12 protein-coding genes are annotated in these 13,477 nt (G+C 37.3%); 3 read left to right on the top strand and 9 right to left on the bottom strand.

The window, feature by feature from the left end:
* Window positions 1–59: 59 nt before the first annotated feature.
* On the bottom strand, window positions 60–1,046 hold the full coding sequence (locus NST02_RS18995; protein WP_137743642.1) for a Gfo/Idh/MocA family protein: 987 nt from the start codon (window positions 1,044–1,046) through the stop codon (window positions 60–62).
* A 120-nt stretch (window positions 1,047–1,166) separates the two neighbouring features.
* Here NST02_RS18995 and NST02_RS19000 point away from each other — a divergent pair, with 120 nt between their 5' ends.
* A complete protein-coding gene (locus NST02_RS19000) occupies window positions 1,167–2,000 on the top strand; it encodes an aldo/keto reductase (RefSeq protein WP_137743643.1) in 834 nt (277 codons plus the stop codon).
* 267 nt (window positions 2,001–2,267) lie between these two features.
* Here NST02_RS19000 and NST02_RS19005 read toward each other — a convergent pair whose 3' ends face one another.
* The 6 genes from NST02_RS19005 to nfsA form a co-directional block, all read right to left on the bottom strand.
* On the bottom strand, window positions 2,268–2,885 hold the full coding sequence (locus NST02_RS19005; protein ID WP_095314771.1) for an NUDIX hydrolase: 618 nt from the start codon (window positions 2,883–2,885) through the stop codon (window positions 2,268–2,270).
* Window positions 2,886–3,120: 235 nt separating this feature from the next.
* On the bottom strand, window positions 3,121–3,930 hold the full coding sequence (gene speD, locus NST02_RS19010; RefSeq protein WP_095314770.1) for an adenosylmethionine decarboxylase: 810 nt from the start codon (window positions 3,928–3,930) through the stop codon (window positions 3,121–3,123).
* A 465-nt stretch (window positions 3,931–4,395) separates the two neighbouring features.
* On the bottom strand, window positions 4,396–5,148 hold the full coding sequence (locus tag NST02_RS19015) for a class I SAM-dependent methyltransferase (RefSeq protein ID WP_235879444.1): 753 nt from the start codon (window positions 5,146–5,148) through the stop codon (window positions 4,396–4,398).
* 168 nt (window positions 5,149–5,316) lie between these two features.
* Window positions 5,317–6,489, bottom strand: coding sequence for a sporulation protein YhbH (gene yhbH, locus NST02_RS19020; RefSeq protein WP_095314768.1), 1,173 nt, complete (start codon window positions 6,487–6,489; stop codon window positions 5,317–5,319).
* 870 nt (window positions 6,490–7,359) lie between these two features.
* Entirely contained in the window at window positions 7,360–9,255 is a 1,896-nt protein-coding gene (locus tag NST02_RS19025; protein ID WP_095314766.1) for a PrkA family serine protein kinase, read from the bottom strand.
* A 452-nt stretch (window positions 9,256–9,707) separates the two neighbouring features.
* A complete protein-coding gene (nfsA, locus tag NST02_RS19030) occupies window positions 9,708–10,457 on the bottom strand; it encodes an oxygen-insensitive NADPH nitroreductase (RefSeq protein WP_212933913.1) in 750 nt (249 codons plus the stop codon).
* Window positions 10,458–10,629: 172 nt separating this feature from the next.
* Between nfsA and NST02_RS19035 the strand changes: the two genes are divergently transcribed.
* Together NST02_RS19035 and NST02_RS19040 are read left to right on the top strand one after the other, a co-directional pair.
* Window positions 10,630–11,124: a DUF2243 domain-containing protein gene (locus NST02_RS19035; protein ID WP_095314764.1), complete on the top strand. Its 495-nt coding sequence runs from the start codon at window positions 10,630–10,632 to the stop codon at window positions 11,122–11,124.
* Window positions 11,114–11,905, top strand: coding sequence for a cytochrome c oxidase assembly protein (locus tag NST02_RS19040; protein ID WP_340949582.1), 792 nt, complete (start codon window positions 11,114–11,116; stop codon window positions 11,903–11,905). Before NST02_RS19035 ends, NST02_RS19040 begins: the two co-directional genes overlap by 11 nt.
* Before the next feature lie 61 nt (window positions 11,906–11,966).
* On the opposite strand, the gene trmL is transcribed toward NST02_RS19040, so the two are convergent.
* Entirely contained in the window at window positions 11,967–12,440 is a 474-nt protein-coding gene (gene trmL / locus NST02_RS19045) for a tRNA (uridine(34)/cytosine(34)/5-carboxymethylaminomethyluridine(34)-2'-O)-methyltransferase TrmL (protein ID WP_095314767.1), read from the bottom strand.
* Between the two features lie 150 nt (window positions 12,441–12,590).
* Window positions 12,591–13,463, bottom strand: coding sequence for an amidase domain-containing protein (locus tag NST02_RS19050; RefSeq protein ID WP_340949583.1), 873 nt, complete (start codon window positions 13,461–13,463; stop codon window positions 12,591–12,593).
* Window positions 13,464–13,477: the final 14 nt, after the last annotated feature.

Consider the following 13,477-nt stretch of genomic DNA (forward strand, 5'->3'; position numbering starts at 1 on the left):
CCTAAAAATTATTTGTTCTTAATAACTTTTACGGGGTGCTTTGGAAAAAGTTTCATATATTATTTTAAATCACTAGGGTAAACGACTCCCATTTGCTTTCTAGCTTCATCGAGAATTTCCATCACCAATTGTGATGTCTCAAATGTATTAATGTTTGATTCATATTTCCTATTTTTAAGAAGCTCAATAAATTCTTTCGTTTCATAATACATTGGATGATTCGTTTGCTCAACGGCAATATCTTCTACCCGTCCATCACGATAGCGAATTTCCACATCCTCTGGAGGATTTAATTTATCTAGTACAATGCTTCCTTCTTCTCCTTGTATTTCAGAAGGCAAATAAGAATTCGTTATTTTTGAAAAAAGGACAACGACATCCTTATCATCGTATTGTAAAAGTAGGCTTCCTTCTGCATCCACACCACTCTCGAGTAAGAATCCACTCGCCTTTACTTCATTCGGCTTTCCAAACAAATAAACGGCAGGGTAGAGACAATAGATCCCAATATCCACGAGAGAACCATTTGAAAATTCTGGCTTAAATGCATTAAGGATTGTTCCTTCTTTATAGGCGTCATAGCGAGAAGAGTATTGGCAATAGCTTGCGACATATCGCCTTACTGGCCCGATCTTATGTAAATTCTTCTTAACCTCTTGAAAATTCGGCAAGAAGGTCGTCTTTAATGCTTCCATTAACAGCACATTATGTTTTCTGGCTGTTGCGATCATCTTTTCGACCTCGCGTACATTTGACGCCAATGGTTTTTCACAAAGAACATGCTTCTTTTTTTCCATCAATACAATTGCCTGCTCCGCATGGAGGGAATTTGGACTTGCAATATAGACGGCATCAAGTTCATCACTATTTGCCATATCCTCAAGTCTCGTAAACGTAAGCTCCACTCCATATTTTTCGGCGAACTCCCTTGCCCTTTCTTCCGTCCTTGAATAGACAGCCACAAGCTTAAAATCCGGATGTTCACTTGCTGCACTTATAAATGAATCTGTAATCCAATTCGTTCCAATCACACCAAAACGGATCATTAATAAGCCCTCCTCGTATTCTTTTTAACTAAAGTGAATGAGATCGTTACCCGTATATTGTAACTGAAAAGAGGAATATGAGAAAATAAATATATTCTAACTTATTTAGGAGGAAGGAAAATGGTTAAAAACATTCAGAGCACAGTTACCCTACATAATGGTGTCGAAATGCCTTGGTTTGGCTTGGGAGTTTATAAGGTGACAGATGAATCTGAAATTGTAGATGTCGTTGCTGCTGCTCTAAATTACGGCTATAGACATATCGATACCGCTTCTTTCTATCAAAATGAAGAGGGAGTCGGCAAAGGAATTCGAAAATCAGAGGTACCACGGGAAGACATTTTTGTCACTTCAAAGGTCTGGAATGATGAACAGGGCTACGACGAAACACTTGAAGCCTTTGAAAACAGTTTAAGAAGGCTTGAAACAACCTATTTAGACCTTTATCTCGTCCATTGGCCTGTAGCAAAAAAATACACGGAAACATGGAGAGCACTTGAAAAACTTTATACGGAAGGTCGAGTGAGAGCAATTGGAGTAAGTAATTTTCATGTTCACCATCTCCAGCATTTAATGAAAAATGCCAATATTAAACCAATGGTCAACCAAATCGAGTATCACCCCCACTTGACCCAAGGAGAGGTCCATGCTTTTTGTAAAAATGAAGGAATTCAATTGGAGGCCTGGTCCCCCCTTAAGCGTGGCATCTTATTAAATGAACCTGTTCTTATTGAAATTGGGAAAAAGTACGGGAAAACACCTGCCCAAATTATTTTAAGATGGGATCTTCAAACAGAAGTCATTACGATCCCAAAATCCTCGAATCTAGGGCGGTTAGTTGAAAATGCGGATATCTTTGATTTTGAGTTAACTTCCGAAGACCTAAAACAAATTAACGCTTTAAACAAAAATAAGCGGGTTGGAATGAATCCAGATGATTTGGATCAAAAATAAACCTTAGCAAACTCGCTAAGGTTCTCATTTATTTCTTAACTGTTAATAATTTACGTCCACAAGCACAAATACTAGAATGTTTTAGCTGAACCATTTCTTGTTGACAAGTTTCACAGATTTTCTTAACCATCATGTTCAACTCCTTTGAACCGAATATTCTATATAAAATTTAGTTATTTTTTATCTCTTATTAGAATTATATCAACCTAGAAATTAAAGTCAATATTTATTTAAAATAATTATAAATAAGAGAGTGGCTTAACTGAGCTACTCTCTTATTAATGTCAAAAAATGAGTTAGGATTCTCGCCGTTAATCCCCATATAACCTTGTCTTCAAAATAATAAAAACACTCCTCCATCCCTTTCGCTTGCCAATTATATTTTTTTCCACCAACAATTTTTTCATATGGGAATGATTGATCAGGAACTGGCTTGAAGTGAATTTGATGAATATCAGGCTTTACCTGCTGAAGAAAAGATAATGGAACCGTAAATACCTCTGCAACTTCTGCTTTATTGATTGAAAACGAGGCACTGTCTTTAATTAAACCTACAAACGGGTATATGATGCTTCCAAATGGATTAACTAAAAAGTCTAAAGGAAAAACATGTTCAATACAATCTTTTGTAATTCCGAGCTCTTCAATAGTTTCACGAATCGCCGTTTCTTTTTCTGTTGCATCGCTTTGGTCGACCCTTCCCCCTGGAAAGCAGATTTCCCCGGGCTGCCTCCGCAACTCATAAGCACGCACTTCAAATAAAATATGAGGCTCGTTATGTTGCTCAATGATGGGGAGCAATACGGCATAGTTAGAATATTTATCCCTTCCTAATATCCCAGGCTTACGATCTTGGAAAATTTCTTTAAGTTTGTATTTATCCATAAATCCCCCTTAGTAAATTCCGATATTATTTCTATTATATCCTCAACTGCAATTGTTCTTAAAGCCTGTTTTTTCGCAACATAAAAAGACTACAGTCTCATGCAGTCTTTTTATGCTTGAAGTTTGAGTTCAAGGTAACTGCTCGGCTTGTATTTAGAACAGACCTTGGACAATATTGCTTTTTCCAACCAGCTTTCTATTTAACCTTACAATGAGAATTCGTTTTTAAGATCCATTAATCAGTGATAATTTTTCCATAAAAGATTTCATCCATCTCTGTCACAAGCTTTTCAGTTATTTCTTCCTCTTCTTCTGCCGATAAATCTGCTTTAGATTGGTGAAACAAATAATTAGCCAGATCAAATTCTTTTAATTTACATTTCGTATGAAAAATATTTTCTTGATACACATTGACATCAATCATATGATAGAGCTTCTTTACTTCATCTGGAATATAATTTTGAATGGAATTAATTTCATGATCAATAAATAATTTATGGCCAGTGATATCTCTTGTAAAACCTCTTACCCGATAATCCATCGTCATCACATCTGTTTCGAAGGAATGAATCAGATAATTTAACGCCTTCAATGGAGATATTTCACCGCAGGTCGAAACATCAATATCTGCACGAAAAGTGCTAATCCCCTCATCAGGATGCGACTCAGGATATGTATGAACAGTAATATGACTTTTATCCATTTGAGCGACGACTGAACCAGGAATCGGACCCGGAGATTCTTCAAATGCTTCAGTTTCTGCCTCATCAACAGGACCTTCTGAAACAAGGATTGTCACGCTAGCTCCTTGCGGAATATAATCCTGCTTCGCAACATTTAAAATATGGGCGCCAATAATATCGGCTACATTTGACAAAATATTCGTTAACCGTTCAGCATTGTAAACCTCATCAATATATTCTAAATAAGCTTCCCTCTCCTCTCTCGTCTTCGTATAGCAAATGTCATACATGTTAAAGCTTAACGATTTCGTTAAATTGTTAAATCCGTGTAGCTGGACAATTTGTCTCGGTGTTAGGTTCATGACTAAATCCCCTTTATATTTATGAAAAGCCCATGTTCTTATATTTTTTTGAAATCATAATATTATTCATAAAAAAATGAGAAAACCATTTTCAATTATGCTCATCTAAACTACAAGTAGTTAAAATATAGATTCTGTTATATGTCGGTGTTGATTTTTGGCTCATTTTCTTTCTGATATACTGAAAGCCATGTGAAACTTTGGTTTCACATGAAATGAGCCAAAAATCATTTTAACAACAATTCTATTTAACAAAGCCAAAATATAACGACCATAGAATAAGGGAGAGAAGCGATGATATAATGGAAACAAAGTAAAATAACTATCTGATAACAAGAAAAATGGGAATGAAAAAAGAGATTGATCTCGCGACAGAAAAGAAAAGAGCTAGCTTCTGATCCATGTAAAGGGAGCAGGAGCTAGCTCTTTTCTTTATAGCCATTCTCTATTAAAACAAGAACCCTTTTACCTTTTTACACAAAGAGCCATCCATTGATCTATTTGGTGAGATTGAACTTTCCCAGCGCTTATTTGAATTAAAAAATATTCTTTAAACTCTTCCGGTGCATTCAACAATAATTGTTCAACATCATTCCGCTGCTGCTGATTTTCAGTAGTACGCGCGACCCAATCGGAAAACAGAAACTTTTTCTTTCTTTGCTCAGATCTAACTTCATCAAGGCCATGAGCCTGAAAAAGCATTCTCCACTCCAAAATAGAAAGGCACCGGACATGGCTCGCATCCCTCAATTTTTCCACTTGATTCATAAATGTCCCTTTTTCAGAGTCAGCCGGAGCAATATTATCAATTAATAAAAATTTTCCTCCTGGCTTAAGCACCCTGTATACTTCACTAATAAAATCATTTGGGTTAGGAAAATGATGGGGCGCAATTCGACAAGTGACAGCATCAAATGTATTGTCTAGAAAAGGCATTGATTCTGCATCAGCGACAACATAATGGATATTTTTAAATTGTGCTTTTAAATGTGCTGCCGTGTTGGTCAACATTTCCTTCGTCAAATCGGTCGCAAAAACTGCAGAAACTTTCGCAGCCAATGTCCTCGCCACATGCCCTCCACCTGTTGCAACGTCCAAGACAACCGAATCATCTTTAGGATTCAACCATTCCGTTATTAACGGAAGGTCATCCCCTTGTGCATGAGATGTACTCGTCACATATTTCTCGGCGTTTTTTCCAAAAATACTTTTCACCATTTCTTTTGCTTCATGATCTTTCAGTGATACCAGTCCCTTCTGTCCATTAAATTGCTAACACGCAGTTCTAACACTTCGAGACTGATTTGCAGGATTCCTGCTTGACGAAAAGATGTTTACGATAAATTTTAAACACAATTGACAAAAGATCAGCATCGAGCTGACCTTTTAAGCATACATTTTATCTTCCTGCTCCTTTTTAAAGAAGCTTCGCATGGCATGGAATACATCGGCTTTTTGCTTGAGGATATAATAACGGAAGTCTTCATTTTTGATGTTTTTGTACGCAGACATGAGGGTTGAATGGCGGTTGTATTGATTTACTTCTCCATATCCAAACATATTGGATACCTTCATGATTTGTTCAACAAGTTTGACACATCTCGCATTATCAGAGGTTAAATTATCCCCATCTGAAAAATGAAATGGATAAATGTTATATCTAGTTGGGTTATATTTCGATTCAATTAACTCCAGTGCTTTTCTATAAGCAGATGAACAAATCGTTCCTCCACTTTCTCCTTTAGAAAAAAAATCTTCCTCGCTGACGACTTTCGCTTCAGTATGATGAGCAATAAATTCAATTTCCACAGTTTCGTACTTCGTTCGTAAAAATCGGGTCATCCAGAAAAAAAAGCTGCGCGCCATATACTTTTCCCATATCCCCATCGAACCACTAGTATCCATCATGGCAAGGACTACCGCTTTTGATTCGGGTTTCACGACCTCATTCCAGGTTTTAAATTTTAAATCCTCGCGATAAATTGGATGAAAGCTCGCCTTTCCAGTCATTGCATTGCGTTTGAATGCAGCCATCATCGTTCTTTTCTTATCAATATTCCCCATTAACCCTGTTTTGCGAATATCATTAAATTCAATATGCTCTACAACAATATTATCCTGCTCTTTTCTTTGCAAATTAGGAAGTTCAAGCTCTTTAAACAAGGCTTCTTCAATGTCCATTAACGAAACTTCTGCTTCAAAGTAATCTTCACCCGCTTGATCTCCCGCACCTTGGCCTTTCCCAGGTCCTTTTTGGCCACTTGAACCATCTCTTGCAACCACATCACCTACTTGGCTGTCCCCATCACCTTGACCAACATGCTTGTTCTTATCATAGTTGTAGCGAATTTTATATTCATCCAATGAGCGAATCGGTATTTTAACCACTTCCCGTCCATTTGACATCACGATATTTTCTTCAGTTATCAGGTCTGGTAAATTATTGCGAATCGCTTCTTGGACTTTTTCCTGATGACGTGTTTGATCATCGTGGCCTTTGCGGTGGAGGGACCAATCTTCCTTCGAAATCACAAATTGATGGTTATTAGCATCAGTCATTCTAACCCCTCCTTATTTTTTGTTCTTATAATTTCACCTTTAACTACTTGGCATTTTTTCAAGAAGAGTAGCAAAAAAATAAATTCACACATTTCCACTTTCATGCATACAATATCTCGGGCGTTTCATGCTAAATGGAAAAATGGTGATTACTCTATCCTATGCAGTAATCATAAATAATTTACAAATTATTTCGACAAATAATCAATTCGCCTATAAAAATGGACAACTTTCTTTGTAGTTTTAGCAACCAAAGAATAATAACAAAACCCAAGTAAGACGTTGAACACTTAAATATACTTATACAAAAAGGTCCTGCTTATATGGATGATCATTACTCTTTTAGCTCTTTGCAGTCGAATAGTATGTCTATTCGGACTCAGCTTACTTACTATAAGCTCTTTGCAGTCGAATAGTATGTCTATTCGGACTCAACTTACTTCCTTTAAGCTCTTTGCAGTCGAATAGTATGTCTATTCGGACTCAGCTTACTTACTATAAGCTCTTTGCGGTCGAATAGTATGTCTATTCGGACTCAACTCACTTCCTTTAAGCTCTTTGCAGTCGAATAGTATGTCTATTCGGACTCAACTCACTTCCTTTAAGCTCTTTGCAGTCGAATAGTCCGTCTATTCGGACTCAGCTTACTTCCTTTAAGCTCTTTGCGGTCGAATAGTATGTCTATTCGGACTCAACTCACTTCCTTTAAGCTCTTTGCAGTCGAATGGATCGTAACTTCACTGCGTTATTGTCAAGCCATTACTGCAATTCCGATCCTAATTTATAAAGAAGAAATAGGCCGGCATGAGTTCGGTTTAATACCGCATCATACCAGCCAATTAGTCTTTAGTATTAAAATTCCATCAAGACTTAACGATTTAGTAGACTTCCCACATAGCGTAAAAGCTCATTGGCGGAAGTGGAGTTGTAGCCGTGCTCATCAATTAAGCGCGCTACTACTTCATTGACCTTTTTCAATTGCTGTTCATCTGGAGTTTTCGTTGAGGTTGTAATTTTTACAACATCCTTCAGGTCTGCAAATAGTTTTTTCTGAATGGCCTCACGCAATCGATCGTGGGAGTTATAATCAAACCTCTTGCCTTTGCGGGCATATGCGGAAATTCGGATTAGGATTTCTTCACGGAATGCTTTTTTGGCATTTTCTGAAATTCCAATTTGCTCTTCAATCGAGCGCATAAGCTTTTCATCTGGATTAATCTCTTCGCCTGTTAATGGATCGCGAAGCTTTATTTTATTGCAATACGCTTCAACATTATCTAAGTAATTATCCATTAATGTTTTCGCCGATTCCTCATACGAATAGACAAATGCTTTTTGTACTTCTTTTTTGGCAATATCATCAAATTCTTTCCGAGCAACAGAAATAAAGTTTAAATAGCGTTCTTTTAATTCATCTGTTATCGATGGGTGCTGATCAAGTCCTTCTTTTAATGAACGTAAAACATCCAAAGCATTAATGGATGTCATTTCTTTACGAATTATCGTTGATGAAATGCGGTTAATGACATAGCGAGGATCGATCCCACTCATGCCTTCATCATTATATTCCTTTTTAAGTTCCTCTACGTCAGCAGAATTGAAACCCTCGACATTTTGACCATCGTAAAGCCTCATTTTCTTAACGAGGTCGATGTCACCTTTCTTCGGCTCCTTCAAGCGCGTTAATATCGTAAACATTGCTGCAACCTTTAACGTATGTGGAGCAATGTGCACATTCGAAACATCACTTTCTCGAATCATTTTTTCATAAATTTTTTCTTCCTGACTAACCTTTAGGTTATACGGAACCGGCATGACAATAATCCTTGAATGCAATGCTTCGTTTTTCTTATTCGAAATAAACGAACGATACTCTGTTTCATTTGTATGAGCAACGATAAGCTCATCCGCTGAAATTAATGCAAATCGCCCAGCTTTAAAATTCCCTTCCTGGGTTAATGAAAGCAAGTGCCATAAAAATTTCTCATCACATTTGAGCATTTCTTGAAATTCCATCATCCCTCGATTCGCTTTGTTAAGCTCCCCGTCAAAGCGATAGGCTCTTGGGTCCGATTCGGAACCATATTCAGCAATGGTAGAAAAGTCAATGCTTCCCGTTAAATCAGCAATGTCCTGAGATTTTGGATCAGAAGGACTGAATGTTCCAATCCCGACTCGTTTGTCCTCGGAAAAGAAAATTCTTTCCACAATTACATCTTCAATCCGACCGCCATACTCTTTGTCTAAACGCATCGTATTAAGGGGAGAAAGGTTTCCCTCGATTCGAATTCCATATTCATCAAAGAAATCCTGACGGAGATGATGAGGAATTAAATGCAACGGATCTTCGTGCATAGGACATCCTTTAATAGCATAAATAGCTCCACGATCTGTTCGCGAGTATGCCTCCAAGCCTCTTTTCAACATTGCAACTAGCGTCGATTTACCGCCGCTAACAGGCCCCATTAATAAAAGGATTCTTTTTCGGACATCGAGTCGTTTTGCCGCCGGATGAAAATATTCCTCCACCAGTTTTTCCAATGCTTCTTCCAAGCCAAACAGCTGATTGCTAAAAAATTGATATTGATTCTTCCCATCAACTTTTTCTACTCCTGCATCTTTTATCATATTGTAAACGCGTGAATGTGCTGATTGGGCTACCCATGGCTTTTCTTTAATAATCTCTAGGTACTCTGCAAAAGTCCCTTCCCATTTCAACTTTTCTTCTTCATGTCTTTGCATCTCAATTTTTTTTAAAATATCCATAAGGACCCTCCCCTGTAGCTTGATCAGAGACGATTAATATAATCTATGCGAGCTACTGAGCGAACATGCGAAAACAAGAAGGAGTTTTATGAACCCTCAATGGAAAGTCCTTCACAGTACAGAAAAAATCGGCTATCAAAAAAAATCCATACTTAACATTCACACTTTTAAGCGGATAGGCTATAATAAGCTTATATGTTATTTTTGCATTCGTTTTTTATGGATAGGCTTTGTTAAACTATATTGTTGATAAAATCAGCACCGACATATAACAAAACCTATGAATAAAATCTAATTTTTAAGGGGGCATACATACGTGAAACTAATTCTAATTCTTGGAGTTATGGTTGCATTCCTATCAGCTATCTTCACAGCTGGCTATAATGATAAGCCAGGTACGAATAAATAATTTTGCTGTATATAAAAGCTGCTGAGTCACTCAGCAGCTTTTATTATCTTAATTTCAATTTTTGCCCTTCAACAAAATCTTTCATATACATACGTGATTGTTTTTCAAGCATTTTTCCCATTTGCTCTGTCCAAGTGTCACTTCTTTTTCCACCAGTTCTATCTAAATAATATTTTTTTATGATTTCATTATATTCCTTCAACTCATCTATAAGGGTTTGAGTATTTTCTTCATATGTATTTTCGTGGTACAGATGCTTGAAAGGCAGTCTTGGTTTTTGAGCAGATAAATTCTCCGGATACCCTACAGCCAATCCAAATAAAGGAATTACTCTTTGTGGTGTTTTTAGTAAATTCACAACCTCATCAAGATGATTGCGAATTCCTCCAATATAGCAAATTCCCAATCCCATCGATTCAGCGGCAATAGCAGCATTTTGGGCAGCCAAAGCAGCATCAATGAGAGCAACCATAAATTTCTCCGTACTTTCAATCGAAGGTTCAATATCTTTCCCTTCCAATTCGCCAATGAGCGTATGACGATATAAATCAGCACAGAACACAAAGAAATGACCGTTCTTTTCCACATAGGGCTGCTGTCCGGCAAGCTCTGCTAATTTCTTTTTCTTCTCCTTATCCGTCACACCAATAATCGAATAAGCTTGAATAAAGCTTGATGTCGAAGCAGCCTGAGCACTAGCCACAATAGCTTCAATTTGTTCTTTTGACAACGGCTTATCCTCAAATTTACGGATTGAACGATGATTTAAGATCGTCTCAATTACCTTGTTCATTTCAATTCCCTCTCTTTCAACTTAACTTAATATCATTCAATCAAATATAGTCAGCAGATACAAATTTTACGATTTCAGAAGAATCAATCACTTTCCAGCTAAGTAAGCAGAACGACAAGAAATTCATTGCTTCAACACTGCGGAAATCATCATTAATGTGTAAATAACTTTGATGTTGTCTATATTTGTATTAAATAAATCTTTGGAGGAGAAATTTTTGGCTCGCAATTTATGGTCAGGTATCTTTTTCGGACTTGGTTTGGTTGCTTTTCTTGATGAAGCTGTTTTTCACCAAATCTTACATTGGCACCATTTTTATGATAAAAGTACATTAAGCATTGGCTTGATATCTGATGGACTTTTCCACGCATTTAGTTGGTTTTCGACCATTGGAGGATTGTTCCTGCTTGCCGACTTACGACGACGAAACGAATTAAGATTGAAAGGTTGGATAGGAGCAGTATTACTCGGGGGTGGGGCATTCCAACTGTATGATGGATTAATTCAGCATAAAATAATGAAAATCCATCAAATTCGCTATGTGGAAAATGTCATCATTTATGACCTCATTTGGAATTTTATTGCCATCATCATGATTTTGTCTGGACTTCTTCTCATTATAAAAACAGAGAAATCAAGCAGAGGAGCGACCGATCATGCACAATGAACACATCTTGCAAAAATTCAACTTTGACTTGCTTCTTGCTGCACCGTTTATACTATTATTGCTCGCCTATATTTTCGCTGTCTTTCGCTCCAACAAGCATTATAAGCATTGGCCGCTTTACCGCATAATTACTTGGAAAATAGGTGTCATCTGTATAATGGCCGTCGTTTTAGGTCCTTTAGCAGAACGGATTCACACCGATTTTGTTGCACATATGATGGGACACCTGCTTCTTGGGATGATTGCTCCACTTCTAATCGTCCTTTCAGCACCGATGACACTTTTGCTGCGCTGCATCCCTGTAAATCAAGGACGGCAAATAACTAAAATTTTAAAAAGACTGCCTATTCAACTCTTGACGAATCCCATAATCGCATCACTTCTCAACATGGGTGGATTATGGTTACTCTATAGCACGGAGCTCTTTTCATTGATGCATCAAAATTTAGTTTTGTATATATTTATTCATATCCATATTTTTATCGCTGGGTATTTGTTTACGGCCTCGATAATTTATATTGATCCGACCCCTCACAGAAAAAGTTATCTCTATCGAGCGGTTATCTTCATTCTCGCTTCTGCCAGTCATGGGATTCTGGCAAAACATATTTATGTTCATCCACCTTCCTCTGTCCTAGCGTCCGAAGCAGAGAATGGAGCTATGCTTATGTACTATGGAGGGGATGCTGTGGATATTATCATCATCCTCATCTTCTGTTTTCAGTGGTACAAAGCTAGCAAACGCAAATCATGGCTGCCAAAAAAAGCGGTAAATATTTAAATTAGAAAAAGCGGTCAAAGTATTTACTTTGATCGCTTTTGGCAAATAACAATATCTCACTCTATTTAAGGTGCAAATATTCCTGCTGTCTTAACGCCTCATACACTAAAATAGCTGCCGTATTAGATAAATTTAATGAACGAACATTTTCATTCATCGGGATACGGAGGCAACGCTCTGGATTTGCCGCAATTAAATCTTTAGGGAGTCCCGTTGTTTCTTTTCCAAAAAGAAAATAATAATCTTGCTCCTTTTGACTGTAATCATATGCAGAATGGGGCTTCGTTCCGAATTTCGTTAAATAGAAAAATTCTCCACCAGCATTTTTTTCAAAAAATTCATCTAAAGAATCATAATAAACAATGTTTACATATTCCCAATAATCCAGTCCTGCTCGCTTCAACATTTTATCATCTGTTGAAAACCCCAACGGACGGATCAAATGCAAAGTTGTGTCCGTTGCTGCACAGGTCCGGGCAATATTCCCTGTGTTAGCTGGTATCTCTGGTTGGTATAAAACTACATGCACTGCCACCAAAATTCACTTCCTCATACTATTTCTCTATTTCCCCTAGAAAAAATCTGGCCAACTCTTTCTTAACGAGAGCAGGAAAGCAGCTAAACGAAAATAGCTTTATAAACTCTCCACCCAGCTATTATAGCATCTTTTTTCTAATGAAGAAATTCAACTGTAATCATCAATAATATGAAGAAACTTATATTGAATATTAGGCGTATATGCTGTTGAATCCTCATAAGCCCAGTATCTCATTCGACTATTTGCCGTGTTTGCATTAACGAGAGGCATTCCATCTTTATCCTTTGCCGTCACAATGGTTGTATGATCAAATCTGCCATCCCCTTGAAAATCATAACAAATTACGTCTCCTCGTTTTAATTCCATAGGATCTTTTACCTCTTTTGCCCTTAAACCAGATTTTGCATTTGGCAAATACCATCGAAATGCATTAGCTACCGTCCAGCTGTAGCTCCAATTTTGACTTTGCATCCACCAACCCTTACTTCGATTTGGGTATCCTGTCATTGGCGCTTCTCCAGCATGTAAACATTGAGAGATGTAGTTAGTACAATTGACTTCAAATGATTTGAAGCGCGGATTATACTCATTCCACCACCGTTCTGCATATTTAACAGCTTTTAATCGATCATATCGAAAATACACCCGTTCATTACTATTAGTAAGTTCAGCAATGGTGAACGCCTCCCCCTCATTTGTCTGCGCAACAGCGGCTTCACGATCTTCTATTAGAATTCCCTTATAAAACTCCGCTACCCGTTCCTCCACTTCCTCTTCAAGATAAATTTGATCTTTATGGTTAATCACATATTGGAAATGAACTTGATAAAATACTTTTGAATACTCAAGCTCTTCCGATTGGTGATTAATTTTTCCTGTTGCACGAGCCTTAACAATTTCACCTTTTCTTTTAGAAAGGCTTTCTTTTTTTCTTTCTATTTTCTCACAGGAAATATGCCTAGAATTTGATACACATTGTTTTACACGTTTCATGAGGTGTGCCTGCAGTTGCTCTTTCAATTCGAACACTCCTT

Origin of the sequence: Robertmurraya sp. FSL W8-0741 (assembly GCF_038004005.1) — a bacterium.
Classification (GTDB): Bacteria; Bacillota; Bacilli; order Bacillales; family Cytobacillaceae; genus Robertmurraya; species Robertmurraya siralis.

What these genes read in the sequence shown, in the direction of transcription:
- NST02_RS18995 (WP_137743642.1), bottom strand. Translation starts at nt 1,046, where the DNA reads ATGATCCGTTTTGGTGTGATTGGAACGAATTGGATTACAGATTCATTT.
- NST02_RS19000 (WP_137743643.1), top strand. Translation starts at nt 1,167, where the DNA reads ATGGTTAAAAACATTCAGAGCACAGTTACCCTACATAATGGTGTCGAA.
- NST02_RS19005 (WP_095314771.1), bottom strand. Translation starts at nt 2,885, where the DNA reads ATGGATAAATACAAACTTAAAGAAATTTTCCAAGATCGTAAGCCTGGG.
- speD (WP_095314770.1), bottom strand. Translation starts at nt 3,930, where the DNA reads ATGAACCTAACACCGAGACAAATTGTCCAGCTACACGGATTTAACAAT.
- NST02_RS19015 (WP_235879444.1), bottom strand. Translation starts at nt 5,148, where the DNA reads ATGGTGAAAAGTATTTTTGGAAAAAACGCCGAGAAATATGTGACGAGT.
- yhbH (WP_095314768.1), bottom strand. Translation starts at nt 6,489, where the DNA reads ATGACTGATGCTAATAACCATCAATTTGTGATTTCGAAGGAAGATTGG.
- NST02_RS19025 (WP_095314766.1), bottom strand. Translation starts at nt 9,255, where the DNA reads ATGGATATTTTAAAAAAAATTGAGATGCAAAGACATGAAGAAGAAAAG.
- nfsA (WP_212933913.1), bottom strand. Translation starts at nt 10,457, where the DNA reads ATGAACAAGGTAATTGAGACGATCTTAAATCATCGTTCAATCCGTAAA.
- NST02_RS19035 (WP_095314764.1), top strand. Translation starts at nt 10,630, where the DNA reads ATGTTGTCTATATTTGTATTAAATAAATCTTTGGAGGAGAAATTTTTG.
- NST02_RS19040 (WP_340949582.1), top strand. Translation starts at nt 11,114, where the DNA reads ATGCACAATGAACACATCTTGCAAAAATTCAACTTTGACTTGCTTCTT.